Below are 13,924 nucleotides of genomic sequence, written 5' to 3'. Positions count from 1 at the left end.
GCGCTTTGGACCCGCGATGGAAGGCCCGCTTACGCCCCTGCTGCGCGAAGCAGTTTTGCCCGCGCGGGCGGAATCGCGCGAATCTCCAGCCCGGTGAAGACATGCAGCGTGTTCAACTGGCTATCGACCACCGCATGATCGCTGACCCAACCACCCATCGCCAGATAGGACCGCAGCAAAGGCGGCATCCCTGCCATAGCAGCGCGCGGATCGGGCTTGCGCAGCCGCAGCGCACGGGCAAAGCGGAACACCTTGGGCGCCTTGACGCGCGGCAGCCAACGCTTAGGCGCCAGGTGCCGTTCGCGCAACATGGCAAAGGTATCTTCATAGCCCTGCGTATCCGTGCCCATGAAGCTTGAGCAGCCGAACAGCATTTCCACCTGTTCCTGATCGACATGACGGGCCAGCGCACCCCATGCCAGGCGCAGGATGTCGGGATCGTGCCATTCGGGATGGATGCAGAAACGCCCGATCTCGACCATCTTGCCGTCGAATTCGCGCAGGCGGGACAGATTGTAATAGCGCGCGGAATAGCTGTCGCCGATCTCGTGACCGCCCGAAAGCGTCAGCATCCGAAAACACGCGATAAGTTGTCCCGATGATTCGCGAATCAACACATGCGTGCATCGGTCGTCGTAATCGTCGGCATCCACCGCCTCGGGCATGTCCGACATGGCGCGCTTGCCAATGAAACATAACCAGCGCAAACGCTGTGCTTCTAGGATTTCCGCTGCGTTTTCGGCGGTGCGGACTTCGTAGCGGCCTTTGTGCAATGCCATCATGGCACTCCTGCCCAATCCCCGGAAGACGGGGGCGAACGCGCCCGCCTTGTTCCTGTCCTCCCTGCACCTATCTTGTAACAGCAGCGCAAACAAATGAAGGGCCAAGATGACTGACCGCATCACGAAATCCGATGCCGAATGGCGGGCTGAACTGGACGACGAAACCTATCGCGTCACGCGCCAGGCCGGGACCGAGCGTCCGTTTTCGCATCCGGGCTTTCCCAAGGGACCGGGGCATTACGAATGCGTCTGCTGCGGTGCGCGGCTGTTTGACGGCGATGCCAAGTTTGAAAGCCATTGCGGCTGGCCCAGCTTTTCCAAGCCCGGCGGCGCGATCGACGAACATCGCGACATCACCCACGGCATGATCCGCACCGAGGTGCGCTGCCACCGCTGCGACGCGCATCTGGGCCACGTCTTCCCGGACGGACCACCGCCCACGGGCCTGCGCTATTGCATCAACGGGGTGGCGCTGCGCTTCGTGTCCGACGCCGCCTGAACCGCCCGCCTGTTACGAAAAAAGCGCCCCACGGGGCGCTTTTCTTATTGCTGATCCAGCAATTGCCCGGCCGAGACGCGGCCCACATTGCCCATCAGCTGCCGGATCAGGCCACTGCCGGACACGCCCGTATCGGTCACGCGGCGCGACAGCACGACGACTTGGCCGCGTTCCTGCCCAAAGCGTTCGACATTCGACACCGTGCCGCCTTCGTTGAAGCTGATGGCCAGCACCTGCCGGTCAACCTCGCGCGGGGGGCGGGCCCCGAAGGTTTCCCAGCGCGACCCGACGTAATACCAGGCCGAGCCGGTCAGCAGCCCCTGCGCGCTGGGACGACCAATCATCCCTTCCAGCTGGTCCTGCCGGGTCTGGCCCACGACAACCTGCGAAAGCTCATGCTCCGGCGGCACATAGCCGTGGTTGCGATAGGTGGCCTGACAGGCAGCAAGCGCCATCGGCACGGTCAACACGAGAGCCATGATCTGCCGCCTGGAAATCTTCATCTTGCCACCTGTTTCTTGTCGCGGCTGTTGACGCCGCGGGACCGACTTAGCAAACTCGCGCCCCGCGCTCAAGAATATCCCAAGCCGGCGTCATATCACGGAAAGGCCAGCAAAATGTCGCAACCCTCGCAGCCGCAGAGCCGCTACCGCGTGGCCCAGCTTAATCCGCGCCAGCCAACCGCCTTCACTTTGGCCCCCGATGCCGAGGCCCGCGCCGCAATTGCAGCAGAACTTGGCATCTCGGCCCTGTCCTCGCTGCGTTTTACCGGCGAAATCCGGCCTGCACCCAGCGAAGCATGGGAAGTGATCGGCCAGCTTTCCGCCAAGGTCGTGCAACCCTGCGTGGTGACGCTGGCCCCGGTCAAGACCGCGATCAGCGAATCCGTGCATCGCGTCTTTTCGCCCCATACCGCCACGCCATCGGGCGATGACGTGGAGATGGGTGATGAAGAACTGGAGCCGCTGGGCCAGTTCATCGACGTAGACGCCATCATGATCGAGGCGCTGACTCTTGCCCTGCCGCTTTATCCCCGCGCCGAAGGTGCCGAACTGGACACCCCCGAGGATGCCGAGGACGAAGGCGAGACCCGCAAGCCTTTCGCCGGGCTTGCTGATCTGCTGAAACAGCCCAGGAACTAGGCCGTCGCGTTCGGGCGCTGCTCATCTTCCCAATGGGTGTCCATCACGGGACCAAGGTTCAGCGGCGCCAGCATCCCCTGCCCCAGCACGTGATCGGCGGCCTTTTCGCCGGTCATGATGGACGGCGCATTCAGGTTGCCGTTGGTGATGCGCGGAAAGACCGAGCTGTCGGCCACCCGCAGCCCCTCGACCCCGATCACCCGCAATTCGGGATCGACCACCGCCATCGGATCGTCCGCACGCCCCACCCGCGCCGTGCCGCAGGGATGGAATGCCGATTCGGCATGTTCGCGGATAAAGGCATCGATCTCGGCATCGCTGGTGACACCTTCGCCCGGCTGTATCTCGTGCCCCTTGTATTCCGCAAATGCCGGCTGGTCGAAAATCTCGCGCGTCAGTCGGACGCAGGCGCGGAATTCCGCCCAGTCGTCGGGATGGGACATATAGTTAAAGCGGATTTCCGGGGCTGCGGTCGGATCGGCCGAGGTCAGCCGCACCGTGCCCCGCGATTTCGAGCGCATCGGCCCGACATGGACCTGGAAGCCATGCCCTTCGGCTGCCGCCTTGCCGTCATAGCGCACGGCCAAAGGCAGGAAGTGATATTGGATGTCGGGATACTCGACGCCCGCCCGCGACCGGATGAAGCCGCAGCTTTCGAACTGGTTCGACGCGCCAAGACCCGTCCCCGTCGCCAGCCATTGCGCCCCGATCGAGCCTTTGCCCCACAGGTTCCAATGCTTGTAAAGCGTGATGGGCTTGGTCGCGGTGAACTGCATATAGACCTCAAGATGGTCCTGCAGATTTGCGCCCACGCCGGGGCGATCCGCCCGGACCTCGATCCCATGCTCGGCCAGATGATCCGCCGGACCGATGCCCGACAGCATCAGCAACTTGGGCGTATTGATCGAACTGGCTGACAGGATGACCTCCTGGCTGGCGCGGAACACCGTGACGCCGCGATTGTTGCGCACCTCGACGCCCACCGCGCGGCCATCCTCGAACACAACGCGCTGCGCCAGACCGCGCCGCAAACGCAGCAGCCCGGTTTCCTGCGCCGGGCGCAAATAGGCGTTGGCCGCGGACCAGCGGCGACCTTCCCAGATCGTCGCCTCCATCGCGCCGAAACCTTCCTGACGCGCGCCATTGTAATCCTCGGTCGTGGGATAGCCCGCCTGCCGCCCCGCCCTGATAAAGGCGTCGAACAACGGATTCTTGCGCGACCCCCGCGTCACATGCAGCGGCCCTTCGGACCCGCGATAATCGCTGACCGCACTATGCGAGGTTTCCATCCGCTTGAAATAGGGCAGCACATCGGCATAGCCCCAGCCGGTTGCACCGCTTTCGGCCCAATATTCGTAATCCTTGGCGTGGCCGCGCACAAAGACCATCCCGTTGATCGAGGATGAGCCGCCCACGACCTTGCCGCGCGGCGTGACAAGCTTGCGGCCACCCAGATGCGCCTCGGGGACCGAAGAAAACCCCCAGTCATAGCGGCGCATGTTCATGGGATAGGACAGCGCGGCGGGCATCTGGATGAACGGCCCCGCATCGGTTCCGCCATATTCGATAATATCGACGCGCTTGCCCGCCTTGACCAGCCGGTAAGCCAAGGCGCAGCCTGCCGAGCCTGCGCCGACGATCACATAATCCGGGATCATGCCTGCCTCCCCTGCTCCGCACCTGCGGATTTCTCAGTTCTCCAAATACCCATGCCGACCGCGCCACAGGCGGGGCGGCGCTCAGTAAGGCGCATCGACGCCCCCCATGCCGACATAGACCGATTTCAGCTGCGAATAATGCTCGATGGCTGCGGCCGAATTCTCGCGCCCGACACCCGACAATTTACTGCCGCCAAAGGGAGCTTCGACCGGCGTCAGGTTATAGGCGTTGATCCAGGTCGTCCCCGCCTCCAGCGCCGCAGCGACGCGGTGGCCGCGGGCCAGATCACGGGTGAACACCCCTGCCGCCAGACCGTAAGGCGTGGCGTTGGCGCGGGTCACGGCCTCCTCCTCGGTCGCAAAGCGCAGCACCGTCATCACCGGACCGAAGATTTCTTCACGCGCAATGAACATGTCGTCACCCGCATCGGCAAAGACGGTCGGCGGCACGAAGGCCCCTTCGCCCACTCCGCCGCAGACCAGCCGCGCACCTTCGGCCTGTCCGCGTTCGATGGCCGCGCGAATTTTTGCCAGCTGCGCCGGGCTGACGATGGGGCCGTGCTGGGTGTCATCGTCCAGCGGATCGCCGATCTTCACGCCAGCCAACCGCTCGGCCAACCGCTCAAGGAAACGCGGCAGGATGCCGTCCTGCACAAAGACGCGCGTGCCGTTCGAACAGATCTGGCCCGAGGAATAGAAATTCGCCAGCATCGCTGCGCCGATCGCATCCTCAAGGCTGGCATCGTCGAAGACGATCAGCGGCGACTTGCCACCCAGTTCCATCGTGACATGGCGCATCCCTTCGGCGGCGGCGGCATAGACCTTTTGCCCGGTGCTGACCGAGCCGGTCAGCGATACCTTGGCCACGCGCGGATCGGTAACCAGCGCCGCACCTACTGCCCCGCGCCCCTGCACGACGTTGAAGATGCCTGCAGGCAACCCGGCCTCGGTGAATATCTCGGCCAGCTTCAACGCGCCCAGCGGCGTCTCCTCGCTGGGTTTGAAGACCATGGCATTGCCCATGACCAGCGCGGGCGCGGCCTTCCAGCAGGCGATCTGGCTTGGATAGTTCCATGCGCCGATGCCCGCACAGACGCCCAGAGCTTCGCGGATCGTATAGACGAAATCGCCGCCCAGGGGGATCGTCTGCCCGGTGATCGTCGCGGCCAGCCCTGCGAAATATTCCAGCGCATCCGCGCCCGAAGGCCAGTCTGCCACCCGCGTTTCCTGAATGGGCTTGCCGGTGTCCAATGTCTCAAGCCGGGCCAGTTCCTCGCCACGCTCGCGGATCAGCATGGCGGCGCGCATCAGGATACGACCGCGTTCGACCGGACGCAGCGCGGCCCATGCCGGTTGCGCCTTTGCGGCGGCGGCGGTGGCAGCGGCCACCTGCGCCCCGGTCGCCTCATGCAGGGTCGCGATGACTTCGCCGGTATAGGGGTAATGCACGGGCAGCGCCGCGCCCTGCCCCTCGACCGGGCGACCGTCGATGTAAAGGCTGGCTGTGGGTTGGGCGGAGTGGCTCATGGCAGGACCTTTTCAAGATAATCCAATGTCAGGCGTTCGGCGGCTTCGGCGTCGGGCGCATCCGACAATGCCGCGCGCAGGTAAACGCCATCTATCAACGCGCCCAGCGTCCGGGCGGTATTGGCCGCCTCGGCACCCACCAAGGGGCGCAGCACGGCCATCAGGTTCGAATGCAGCCGCCGATGATAGACGCGCAAAAGCCGCGCCGCCTCGGGATCGACCAGCGCGAGTGCGTAGAAATTCAGCCACGCCGCGATGGTTTCACGCTCAAAGTTCGCGCCGCCGAAACTGGCATGGATGATGGCGTAAAGCCGCGCGCGCGATCCTTGAGCGCCATGCAACGCATCAAGGTTCGTTTGTCGGTATTGGGTCAGAATGTGCCGCATTGCGGCAAGAAAGATTCGTTCTTTCGATCCGAAATAGTGATGCGCCAAAGCTGTGGACATCCCCGCCTCACGCGCGATCTGGGCCACGGTCACGTCCAATGACCCCGCACGGCCCACCGTCGCTATGGTAGCGTTGATTAATGCTGCCTTTCGGATAGGTTCTGCACCTAGTTTTGGCATCGAAGGGGACCGGACCTGTTGAATATGCGAAGGAAACCCAGCGCTAACCGTCTTTTGATTGACTCGTCAATCAATAAAAGCCTTAATCGGGCAACAGTCAATAAAACAGGGAGATACAAATGACATTTCGCCGCACCGCCGCATTCCTTGCCGGTCTGGCTACCTTGGCTGCCGGAACAGGAACGGCGCTGGCCCAAGAGCCGGCAGCGTGCCGTGATGTCGTGTTCTCGGATGTCGGCTGGACCGACATCTCTTCGACCACGGCGCTGGCATCGACCGTGCTGACGGCCTTGGGCTACAAGACCGAAACGAAGATCCTGTCCCTGCCCGTCACCTATACGGCGATGGCCAAGAATGACGTGGACGTGTTTCTGGGCAACTGGATGCCCAGTCAGGAAAACGACCTGAAACCCTATCGCGACAGCGGCACGGTCGAGGTGCTGCGCACCAACCTGACCGGTGCGAAATACACCCTTGCCACGAACGAGGCGGGCGCCAAGCTGGGCATCGACGATTTCGGCAAGATCGCAGCGCATAAGGACCAGCTCGACGGCAAGATCTACGGGATCGAGCCGGGCAATGACGGCAACCGCCTGCTGCTTGAGATGGTGACGGACAACAAGTTCGACCTTGGCACCTTCGAAATCGTCGAAAGCAGCGAACAGGGGATGCTGGCTCAGGTGGCCCGCGCCGACGGTGCGGATCAGCCGGTGGTTTTTCTTGGCTGGGCACCGCATCCGATGAACAATCAGTTCAAGATGACCTATCTTGCTGGCGGCGATGACGTGTTTGGCCCGGATTTTGGCGGCGCAAGGGTGGATACCAACGTTCGTGCGGGTTATGCAGCCGAATGCCCGAACGTCGGAAAATTCCTGTCGAACCTAGAATTTACGTTGCCGATGGAAAACGACGTGATGGGCTTGATCCTCAACGACGGCTCGGACCCGGCGACTGCTGCCGAAACTTGGCTGAAAGCCAATCCCGATGCCGCCAAGCCCTGGCTGGACGGTGTGACGACCTTCGACGGCGGCGATGCCGTGGCTGCGCTGAACGAGGCGCTGCAATAAGCGTTGGTGGGCGAGGCGCCGGTCTCGCCCCTCTGTCTCCAATGTCCTTCGGGGCGATTTCATCTACCCTTGCCGGGGCACGTCCCCCTTGCCTGACCGCCCCTGCGGGGCATGACGCAGGCTCGGCGCGAAATCCCGACCGGCAGAAAGAAAGAGACGCATGGACCAACTGACCGACCTTTTGACCGGGACCAAGATCCCCGTCGGCAAGACTGCCAAAGCGATCTTCGACTGGCTGAACGCCAATGCGGCATTTATCTTCAACGCCATATCCAAGGCCATGGATTCGCTGATCGGTGGCATCCTTTGGCTGCTGGAATTCCCGCATCCGCTGATCTTCACCCTGCTGATGGTCGCGCTGACATGGGCGTTGCAGCGCAGCTGGAAAACCTGCCTGCTGGTGGCGCTGGGTTTCCTGTTCGTGCTGAATCAGGGCTATTGGGAACCGATGATGCAATCGCTGACGCTGGTGCTTTCGGCCTGCGTCGTGTGCATGGCGATCGGCGTGCCCATCGGCATCGCCTGCGCCCACCGGCCCAAGCTTTACGCGTGGCTGCGCCCGGTGCTGGACCTGATGCAGACGCTGCCCACCTTCGTCTATCTGATCCCGGCCATCGTGTTCTTCGGCATCGGCATGGTGCCCGGCCTGATCGCCACGGTGATCTTCGTCCTGCCCGCCCCGATCCGCCTGACGCATCTGGGCATCAGCTCGACCCCCAAATCGCTGGTCGAGGCCGCGGTGGCCTTTGGTGCGACACCGCGCCAATTGCTGTGGAAGGTCGAACTTCCCAGCGCGCTGCCGCAGATCATGGCGGGCCTGAACCAGACCATCATGCTGTCCTTGTCCATGGTCGTCATCGCGGCGCTGGTCGGCGCATCGGGCCTTGGCGTGCCGGTCGTGCGCGCGCTGAACAGCGTGAACACGGCGCTGGGTTTCGAAAGCGGGTTCATCATCGTGATCGTCGCGATCATGCTGGACCGGATGCTGCGCGTGGGGAAAAACAATGACTGAACATCGCAACGCGGTCGAATTCGACAACGTCAACATCGTCTTTGGCGACAATCCCCAGGCCGCCCTGCCCCTGATGGATCAGGGTCTGGCGCGCGGCCCGATCAAGTCCGAAACCGGCCAGGTCCTTGGCGTCCACAATTGCAGCCTGAACGTGCGCGAGGGCGAGATTCTGGTCCTGATGGGCCTGTCCGGCTCGGGCAAATCCACGCTGCTGCGTGCGGTGAACGGGCTCAATCAGGTCTGCCGCGGCGATGTGCGGATCTGGGACGGCAAGCAGATGGCCTCGGTCACCAAGGCGCGGGGTGCCGAATTGCGGCGGCTGCGGCGGCACCATGTCGCGATGGTGTTTCAGCAATTCGGCCTGCTGCCGTGGCGCTCGGTCCGCGAAAATGTCGGACTGGGGCTTGAGCTTGCCGGCCTGCCGCAATCGGAACGCCACAAGCGGGTCGAGGCGCAGCTTTCGACGGTGGGCCTGACCGAATGGGCCGACCGCAAGGTGGGGGATCTGTCCGGCGGGATGCAGCAGCGCGTGGGTCTGGCCCGCGCCTTCGCGACCGAGGCGCCGATCCTTCTGATGGACGAACCCTTCAGCGCGCTGGACCCGCTGATCCGCACCCGGTTGCAGGACGAATTGCTGGAACTGCAGCAACGCTTCCAACGCAGCATCGTCTTTGTCAGCCACGATCTGGACGAGGCGTTCCGCATCGGCAACCGCATCGCCCTGATGGAGGGCGGGCGCATCGTGCAGGTCGGCACCGCGCGGGAAATCATCGCAAACCCCGTCGATGCCTATGTCGAGGATTTCGTGGCCCATATGAATCCGCTGGGCGTGCTGACCGCCGAAGACATGGCCGAACCGGGCGAAGCCCCCGGCGATCCCATCGCCCGCGACACGCCCGTGCGCGTCGCCATGCAGATGCTGACCGATACCGGAACCGAGGCGCTGGCCCTGCAGGGCGGCGGGCGTGTCACCCGTCATTCGATCATGCAACGCCTTGTCGCGCCGGGCGCGAAAAAGGGCGGCGCTGTCGAACACTAGTTGCGCCAAAACCATGACCCACCCCGCAAAATCCTGCGGGGTGGGTTGCAACGAATCGCATCCCGTGCCTATCAAGGCCTTGTTCTTGCAACCCTGAAGCAGAAAGGGCCTTCGTCATGATGACCAACATCGCCGCTCCGGCCGCCTTTTTTGCCGCCCATCGACGCCATTGGCGTGGGGCCAATCAGGGCTGACGGAACCGATCTGAACGCCCGATCGGGCTTTTCCCAAAGATCATGAACGACATTGCCTGACCGCGTTCGCGCGCGGCTGCGTCATGTCATTTTTCACACCTAGCTCAAGGACCGCGCTGCGCAAGCAGGCGGTATAACGGGATGAATGCGATACGTGTCTCGCGCGATTTGCGCGCGCCTTTGGACGACCTCATCAAGGATCACGGGCTGATCCGCGTCAGCTTTGCGCTGATGCGCGCGGCGTTAAGCAGGAAGACGCGCCCTCCACCCGTGACCAGCCTGCCGCCGCACCTGCTGCGCGACATCGGGCTGGATCCGCGCCATAATCCGTGGCGCTAGATTTGTTTGGCAAGATCCGGCGGCGGGGTGACGATGCCTCGCCGCTGCTTGGCCTCGCGCCAGGTGATATAGCTGATCGCGCCGATCATCACGCCGCCGCCAACCAGCACCCACATATCCACCGGTTCGGCAAAGACCAGAACGCCCAGCAGGCTGGCCCAGATCAGTTGCAGGAACACGACCGGCTGCGTCACCGTCAGGGGCGCTGCGACAAAGGCGCGGGTCATCGCATAATGCGCAGCCGTCGCAAAAAACGCGGTGCAGGCCAGCACCGCGCATTGCAGCATGGTTGGCGGCACCCAGTTCGCCGCCGCAATCGGCGCAAGGCCGATGCAGACCGTCAGCGACATCATCGCAACGACGACAGCGGGCGGCACCTGTTCGGACAGACGCTTGGCCACCAAATAGGACGCCCCGAACGCCACCGCAGCGCCAAGCTGTGCGATATGACCACCCTCCAGCACCCGCAGGCCGGGGCGCAGCACGATCATCGCGCCCATCAGCGCCACGACGATGGCCAGCCCGCGCCGCCATGACAGGCGTTCGCCCATCAGCAGCGCCGCGCCGACCGTGACAATGATCGGGTTCAGGAACCCGATGGCCGTCACCTCGGCCACGGTGATGCGGGCCATCGCATAAAACCACAGGATCACGGCGATGATATGCAGCCCACCGCGCAGGGCGAACAATCCCCACAGGCGCGGCGCAAAGCCGCGGCGCAGCGCAGGCAACAGCGCGGGGATCAGAAAGATCAGGCCAAAGACGAACCGCAAAAAGGCTGCCTCGGCGGCGGGCAACGCCTGACCCAGCCAGCGCACCGTGCCATTGACCGCGACAAAGCAAAGCCCCGCCGTCAGCATCCAGAAAATGCCGGACAGGTCCTGTCTGGTGGATGATGCGTTCATGACCCCAGCCATGACGGCTGAACCGCATCTGCGCAAGTCAGCCTTTGAGGATCAGCCCAAATGCAATTGTCCACATGACCAGTCCGACACATATATCCAGCACCCGCCAAGCCACGGTCCGCGCAAAGATCGGTGCCAGCAGCCGCGCGCCATATCCCAGCGCAAAGAAAAACGCGAATGACCCGGTGACAGCACCCGCCGCAAACCCGGTCCGATCGCCAAATCCGCTGGAAACCGACCCCAGCAACACCACCGTATCCAGCCAGACATGCGGGTTCAGCCATGTCAGCGCCGCCACCACCGCCAGCGTGGCACGCAGGCTTGGCGCGGCCTGCCCTGCATGCATCACCTCTCCGCCGCGCCATGCCGCGCGAAAGGCCCGCGCACCATAGACCAGCAAAAACGCCGCGCCGCCCCAGCGCATCAGCGACAGAAACCACGGGGCATGGGCAGCAATCGCCCCCGCTCCCATGACGCCGGCGGTGATCAGCAATGCGTCTGATACGGCACAAAACGCGCAGGTCGCAAAGACATGCCGCCGCATCAACCCTTGGCGCAGCACAAAGGCATTCTGCGCACCGATGGCCACGATCAGCGAAAGCCCGGTCCCCAGACCGGCAAGATAAGCCTGCATCGCATTCTCCTTTGACAGGGTTCTTGCCGCGAAGCCTCACTTCAGGCAAATTCATAATTCTTCGGCAGATGAAGGCTGGCTAATGCTCGACTATCCCGCCCTTGCGGCCCTGTCCGAGATCCTGCGCCGCGGCTCGTTCGAAGGGGCAGCGGCTGCACTTGGCGTCACGCCCTCTGCCATCTCCCAACGCATCAAGGGGCTAGAAGAACGGATGGGCGAGGTGCTGATCCAGCGCGGCCCACCCCCACGCGGCACCCAAAAGGCGCTGCGGCTGGTGCAGCATCTGGATCAGGTTCGGCTGCTGGAACAGGCACTGGACCCCGACGCCCCCAAGGCCACGCTGCGCATCGCGGTGAATGCCGACAGCCTTGCCACATGGTTCCCGCCGGTGATGACCGCCCTGCCTGTGCTTTACGATCTGGTCATCGACGATCAGGACCACGCCCGCGACTGGCTGCGTCAGGGACAGGTCTCGGCGGCAATCAGTTCCGACCCAAACCCCGTGCCGGGTTGCGATGTGACGCCACTCGGGCATATGCGCTATCACGCGATGGCCACGCCGGAATTCATCGCCCGTCATTTCGCAAATGGCGTCAATGCCACGACGCTTGGCGCCCCCGCAGTGATCTTCAACGAAAAAGACGCAGCCCAAAGCCGCTGGGCGCAGGCGGCGACAGGCCAGCGCGTCCACCCCACCGGTCACATGATCCCGTCATCCGAAGGTTTCGCCCGCGCGGTGGAACTTGGCCTTGGCTGGGGCATGATCCCCGAAGCGATGGCCCGTCCGCCGCTTGCGCATCTGAACGCCCACCTGCCTCTGGACGTCCCGCTGCACTGGCACGTCCAGCGGGCCATGCGGCCCGCGCTGGCCCCCCTGAGCCGCGCGATAAAACAAAGGGCCGCAGCAGAACTGCGACCCTGACTTCTTGGTTCTTCAAATACCCCCGCCGGAGGCAGGCCACTCAAAGCTGCGCAGCCACATCCTCGGGGATGTCGAAATTGCCGGTGACGTTCTGCACGTCGTCGTCATCCTCAAGCGCGTCGATCAGCTTCATCAGCTTCTGCGCCGTCTCAAGGTCGATCTCGGTCGGGGCTTGCGGCTTCCAGATCAGCTTGGCCGTCTCGGATTCGCCAAGCGCGGCTTCCAGCGCGGTCGAAACCTCGGCCAGATCCGTGTCGGCGGTATAGATCCAGTGGCCGTCCTCGTCGCTCTCGACATCCTCGGCCCCGGCCTCGATCGCGGCCAGCATCACGGTATCCGCATCGCCTGCGCTGGCGGGATACATGATCTCGCCCTTGCGATCGAACATGAAGTTGACCGAGCCGGTCTGACCCAGATCGCCACCATGCTTGGTGAAATAGGACCGCACATTCGACGCGGTGCGGTTGCGGTTGTCGGTCATCGCCTCGACGATGATCGCGATGCCGTTCGGGCCATAGCCTTCATAACGGATCTCGTCATAGTTTTCGGCGTCGCCGCCCTGCGATTTCTTGATCGCGCGATCGATCACGTCCTTCGGAACCGAGCTTGACTTGGCTTCCTTGACCGCAAGGCGCAGACGCGGGTTCTTATCGGGATCGGGATCGCCCATCTTCGCGGCGACGGTGATTTCTTTGGCCAGCTTCGAAAACAGCTTGGAGCGCAGCTTGTCCTGCTTGCCCTTCCGATGCTGGATATTGGCCCATTTGGAATGGCCTGCCATGGTTCTACCCAAGTTTGTCTATTGGAATATTGCAGGCGCTTTTAGCCAGCCAAGGCCGGGGCCGCAAGCATTACGGGCCAAAGCGGCCCTTAACGCATCCGTTTCAGCAGTTCCGCCAGCACATACAGCCGCAGCGCGGTGGCCAGACCGACCTCGGCCGGGCGCTTGGCGTCGATGGCGGCGATCAGGGCGGCAGCGGTCTGGCCGCGGTTCTTGGCAATGCCGCGCAATTCGCGCCAAAAGGCATCTTCCAGACTGACCGAGGTGCGATGCCCCCCGATCGTGACTGAGCGTTTGGCGGGCGGAGACATCGCAGGCAGTTCAGGCATCGTTACTATCACCATCGCGCCTGTGAACATCCAGATGGCGCGCGGCACGGTCGCGGTCATCCTTCTCAACCTGTTTCTGCAGCTTGGAACGACCGAACCTGGCCGCGTTTTCGTCGCCCTGCTTGCGGGCTGCGTCGCGCGCGGCACCCTTCCGGGCCTGACGAAGATTGATCACCTTTGTCATGCCACAAGCTGCCAGCTGACGCCGAACCGATCCTGCACCCATGTATAACTATCTGCGAAATCGTATTTGTCCAGCGGCATCAGCACCTTGCCGCCCTCGCCCAGAATTTTTGCCAATCTGACGACTTGCGCGGCATCGTCACATTCGATCAGCAGCGAAATCGCGGGGGTAAAGCCGAATTCATGAACCGGGGGGCTTTCGAACAGGCGCAGCACCTGCCCGGCGATCTGAACTTCGGCCGGATTACCCGGCCGAAGGATCATGTCGGGGAATGCGTGGCGCCACAGCGCCAGCGCCTCGTCCATTCCGCCCTGAAACATCAACTGCGGAATGACACGCATGGA

General features: G+C 63.3%; 18 protein-coding genes. 7 read left to right on the top strand and 11 right to left on the bottom strand.

The window, feature by feature from the left end:
• Window positions 1-29 precede the first annotated feature (29 nt).
• On the bottom strand, window positions 30-782 hold the full coding sequence (locus FN835_RS07905; protein WP_142662676.1) for a GNAT family N-acetyltransferase: 753 nt from the start codon (window positions 780-782) through the stop codon (window positions 30-32).
• Window positions 783-888: 106 nt separating this feature from the next.
• Here FN835_RS07905 and msrB point away from each other — a divergent pair, with 106 nt between their 5' ends.
• Window positions 889-1,281, top strand: a complete 393-nt coding sequence (gene msrB, locus FN835_RS07900) for a peptide-methionine (R)-S-oxide reductase MsrB (protein ID WP_142662675.1) — start codon at window positions 889-891, stop codon at window positions 1,279-1,281.
• A gap of 44 nt (window positions 1,282-1,325) precedes the next feature.
• On the opposite strand, the gene FN835_RS07895 is transcribed toward msrB, so the two are convergent.
• Window positions 1,326-1,784, bottom strand: a complete 459-nt coding sequence (locus FN835_RS07895) for an outer membrane protein assembly factor BamE (RefSeq protein ID WP_142662674.1) — start codon at window positions 1,782-1,784, stop codon at window positions 1,326-1,328.
• A 114-nt stretch (window positions 1,785-1,898) separates the two neighbouring features.
• Here FN835_RS07895 and FN835_RS07890 point away from each other — a divergent pair, with 114 nt between their 5' ends.
• Window positions 1,899-2,423, top strand: coding sequence for a YceD family protein (locus FN835_RS07890; protein ID WP_142662673.1), 525 nt, complete (start codon window positions 1,899-1,901; stop codon window positions 2,421-2,423).
• Here FN835_RS07890 and betA read toward each other — a convergent pair.
• The 3 genes from betA to betI form a co-directional block, all read right to left on the bottom strand.
• A complete protein-coding gene (betA, locus tag FN835_RS07885; RefSeq protein ID WP_142662672.1) occupies window positions 2,420-4,081 on the bottom strand; it encodes a choline dehydrogenase in 1,662 nt (553 codons plus the stop codon). The two genes, FN835_RS07890 and betA, sit on opposite strands and share 4 nt — an antisense overlap.
• A gap of 81 nt (window positions 4,082-4,162) precedes the next feature.
• Window positions 4,163-5,608, bottom strand: a complete 1,446-nt coding sequence (gene betB, locus FN835_RS07880) for a betaine-aldehyde dehydrogenase (RefSeq protein ID WP_142662671.1) — start codon at window positions 5,606-5,608, stop codon at window positions 4,163-4,165.
• The gene (betI, locus tag FN835_RS07875; RefSeq protein ID WP_142662670.1) at window positions 5,605-6,174 is read right to left on the bottom strand and encodes a choline-binding transcriptional repressor BetI; all 570 of its coding nucleotides are present in this window, start codon (window positions 6,172-6,174) and stop codon (window positions 5,605-5,607) included. The genes betB and betI overlap by 4 nt, the downstream gene beginning before the upstream one ends.
• A gap of 119 nt (window positions 6,175-6,293) precedes the next feature.
• On the opposite strand from betI, the gene FN835_RS07870 reads away from it, so the two are divergent.
• From FN835_RS07870 to FN835_RS07855, 4 genes are all read left to right on the top strand, one after another.
• Window positions 6,294-7,241: a choline ABC transporter substrate-binding protein gene (locus FN835_RS07870; protein ID WP_142662669.1), complete on the top strand. Its 948-nt coding sequence runs from the start codon at window positions 6,294-6,296 to the stop codon at window positions 7,239-7,241.
• Between the two features lie 160 nt (window positions 7,242-7,401).
• On the top strand, window positions 7,402-8,253 hold the full coding sequence (choW, locus tag FN835_RS07865) for a choline ABC transporter permease subunit (RefSeq protein ID WP_142662668.1): 852 nt from the start codon (window positions 7,402-7,404) through the stop codon (window positions 8,251-8,253).
• On the top strand, window positions 8,246-9,292 hold the full coding sequence (choV, locus tag FN835_RS07860; RefSeq protein ID WP_142662667.1) for a choline ABC transporter ATP-binding protein: 1,047 nt from the start codon (window positions 8,246-8,248) through the stop codon (window positions 9,290-9,292). Before choW ends, choV begins: the two co-directional genes overlap by 8 nt.
• A 335-nt stretch (window positions 9,293-9,627) precedes the next feature.
• A complete protein-coding gene (locus tag FN835_RS07855) occupies window positions 9,628-9,825 on the top strand; it encodes a hypothetical protein (protein ID WP_142662666.1) in 198 nt (65 codons plus the stop codon).
• Here FN835_RS07855 and FN835_RS07850 read toward each other — a convergent pair.
• Both FN835_RS07850 and FN835_RS07845 read right to left on the bottom strand, forming a co-directional pair.
• Complete coding sequence (locus FN835_RS07850) at window positions 9,822-10,730, bottom strand: DMT family transporter (protein WP_142662665.1); 909 nt, start codon at window positions 10,728-10,730, stop codon at window positions 9,822-9,824. The genes FN835_RS07855 and FN835_RS07850 overlap by 4 nt on opposite strands.
• A 37-nt stretch (window positions 10,731-10,767) precedes the next feature.
• Window positions 10,768-11,364: a LysE/ArgO family amino acid transporter gene (locus FN835_RS07845; protein ID WP_142662664.1), complete on the bottom strand. Its 597-nt coding sequence runs from the start codon at window positions 11,362-11,364 to the stop codon at window positions 10,768-10,770.
• Between the two features lie 82 nt (window positions 11,365-11,446).
• Between FN835_RS07845 and FN835_RS07840 the strand changes: the two genes are divergently transcribed.
• Window positions 11,447-12,286 (top strand): LysR family transcriptional regulator ArgP, encoded by an 840-nt coding sequence (locus FN835_RS07840; protein ID WP_142662663.1) that lies wholly within the window; start codon window positions 11,447-11,449, stop codon window positions 12,284-12,286.
• Window positions 12,287-12,326: 40 nt separating this feature from the next.
• On the opposite strand, the gene FN835_RS07835 is transcribed toward FN835_RS07840, so the two are convergent.
• From FN835_RS07835 to FN835_RS07820, 4 genes are all read right to left on the bottom strand, one after another.
• Window positions 12,327-13,067, bottom strand: coding sequence for a YebC/PmpR family DNA-binding transcriptional regulator (locus FN835_RS07835; protein ID WP_142662662.1), 741 nt, complete (start codon window positions 13,065-13,067; stop codon window positions 12,327-12,329).
• 89 nt (window positions 13,068-13,156) lie between these two features.
• Window positions 13,157-13,396: a ribbon-helix-helix domain-containing protein gene (locus tag FN835_RS07830; protein ID WP_142662661.1), complete on the bottom strand. Its 240-nt coding sequence runs from the start codon at window positions 13,394-13,396 to the stop codon at window positions 13,157-13,159.
• A complete protein-coding gene (locus FN835_RS07825; RefSeq protein ID WP_142662660.1) occupies window positions 13,389-13,580 on the bottom strand; it encodes a DUF4169 family protein in 192 nt (63 codons plus the stop codon). Before FN835_RS07825 ends, FN835_RS07830 begins: the two co-directional genes overlap by 8 nt.
• Window positions 13,577-13,921 carry a VOC family protein gene (locus FN835_RS07820; RefSeq protein WP_142662659.1) on the bottom strand — a complete coding sequence of 115 codons (345 nt, stop codon included), beginning with the start codon at window positions 13,919-13,921 and terminating at the stop codon, window positions 13,577-13,579. The genes FN835_RS07825 and FN835_RS07820 overlap by 4 nt, the downstream gene beginning before the upstream one ends.
• Between the last annotated feature and the right edge of the window lie 3 nt (window positions 13,922-13,924).

The organism is Paracoccus laeviglucosivorans, from assembly GCF_900182695.1.
GTDB classification, from domain to species: Bacteria; Pseudomonadota; Alphaproteobacteria; order Rhodobacterales; family Rhodobacteraceae; genus Paracoccus; species Paracoccus laeviglucosivorans.
Note: the sequence above shows the minus strand (reverse complement) of the source record. Positions and strands in the feature narration are given on the sequence as shown.

Excerpts from the sequence above, each read along its gene's own strand:
- FN835_RS07855 (WP_142662666.1), top strand. The coding sequence starts at position 9,628 with ATGAATGCGATACGTGTCTCGCGCGATTTGCGCGCGCCTTTGGACGAC.
- FN835_RS07895 (WP_142662674.1), bottom strand. The coding sequence starts at position 1,784 with ATGAAGATTTCCAGGCGGCAGATCATGGCTCTCGTGTTGACCGTGCCG.
- FN835_RS07845 (WP_142662664.1), bottom strand. The coding sequence starts at position 11,364 with ATGCAGGCTTATCTTGCCGGTCTGGGGACCGGGCTTTCGCTGATCGTG.
- betI (WP_142662670.1), bottom strand. The coding sequence starts at position 6,174 with ATGCCAAAACTAGGTGCAGAACCTATCCGAAAGGCAGCATTAATCAAC.
- FN835_RS07830 (WP_142662661.1), bottom strand. The coding sequence starts at position 13,396 with ATGCCTGAACTGCCTGCGATGTCTCCGCCCGCCAAACGCTCAGTCACG.
- FN835_RS07840 (WP_142662663.1), top strand. The coding sequence starts at position 11,447 with ATGCTCGACTATCCCGCCCTTGCGGCCCTGTCCGAGATCCTGCGCCGC.
- FN835_RS07820 (WP_142662659.1), bottom strand. The coding sequence starts at position 13,921 with ATGCGTGTCATTCCGCAGTTGATGTTTCAGGGCGGAATGGACGAGGCG.
- choV (WP_142662667.1), top strand. The coding sequence starts at position 8,246 with ATGACTGAACATCGCAACGCGGTCGAATTCGACAACGTCAACATCGTC.
- FN835_RS07825 (WP_142662660.1), bottom strand. The coding sequence starts at position 13,580 with ATGACAAAGGTGATCAATCTTCGTCAGGCCCGGAAGGGTGCCGCGCGC.
- betA (WP_142662672.1), bottom strand. The coding sequence starts at position 4,081 with ATGATCCCGGATTATGTGATCGTCGGCGCAGGCTCGGCAGGCTGCGCC.
- choW (WP_142662668.1), top strand. The coding sequence starts at position 7,402 with ATGGACCAACTGACCGACCTTTTGACCGGGACCAAGATCCCCGTCGGC.
- FN835_RS07890 (WP_142662673.1), top strand. The coding sequence starts at position 1,899 with ATGTCGCAACCCTCGCAGCCGCAGAGCCGCTACCGCGTGGCCCAGCTT.
- FN835_RS07870 (WP_142662669.1), top strand. The coding sequence starts at position 6,294 with ATGACATTTCGCCGCACCGCCGCATTCCTTGCCGGTCTGGCTACCTTG.
- msrB (WP_142662675.1), top strand. The coding sequence starts at position 889 with ATGACTGACCGCATCACGAAATCCGATGCCGAATGGCGGGCTGAACTG.
- FN835_RS07835 (WP_142662662.1), bottom strand. The coding sequence starts at position 13,067 with ATGGCAGGCCATTCCAAATGGGCCAATATCCAGCATCGGAAGGGCAAG.
- FN835_RS07850 (WP_142662665.1), bottom strand. The coding sequence starts at position 10,730 with ATGAACGCATCATCCACCAGACAGGACCTGTCCGGCATTTTCTGGATG.
- betB (WP_142662671.1), bottom strand. The coding sequence starts at position 5,608 with ATGAGCCACTCCGCCCAACCCACAGCCAGCCTTTACATCGACGGTCGC.
- FN835_RS07905 (WP_142662676.1), bottom strand. The coding sequence starts at position 782 with ATGATGGCATTGCACAAAGGCCGCTACGAAGTCCGCACCGCCGAAAAC.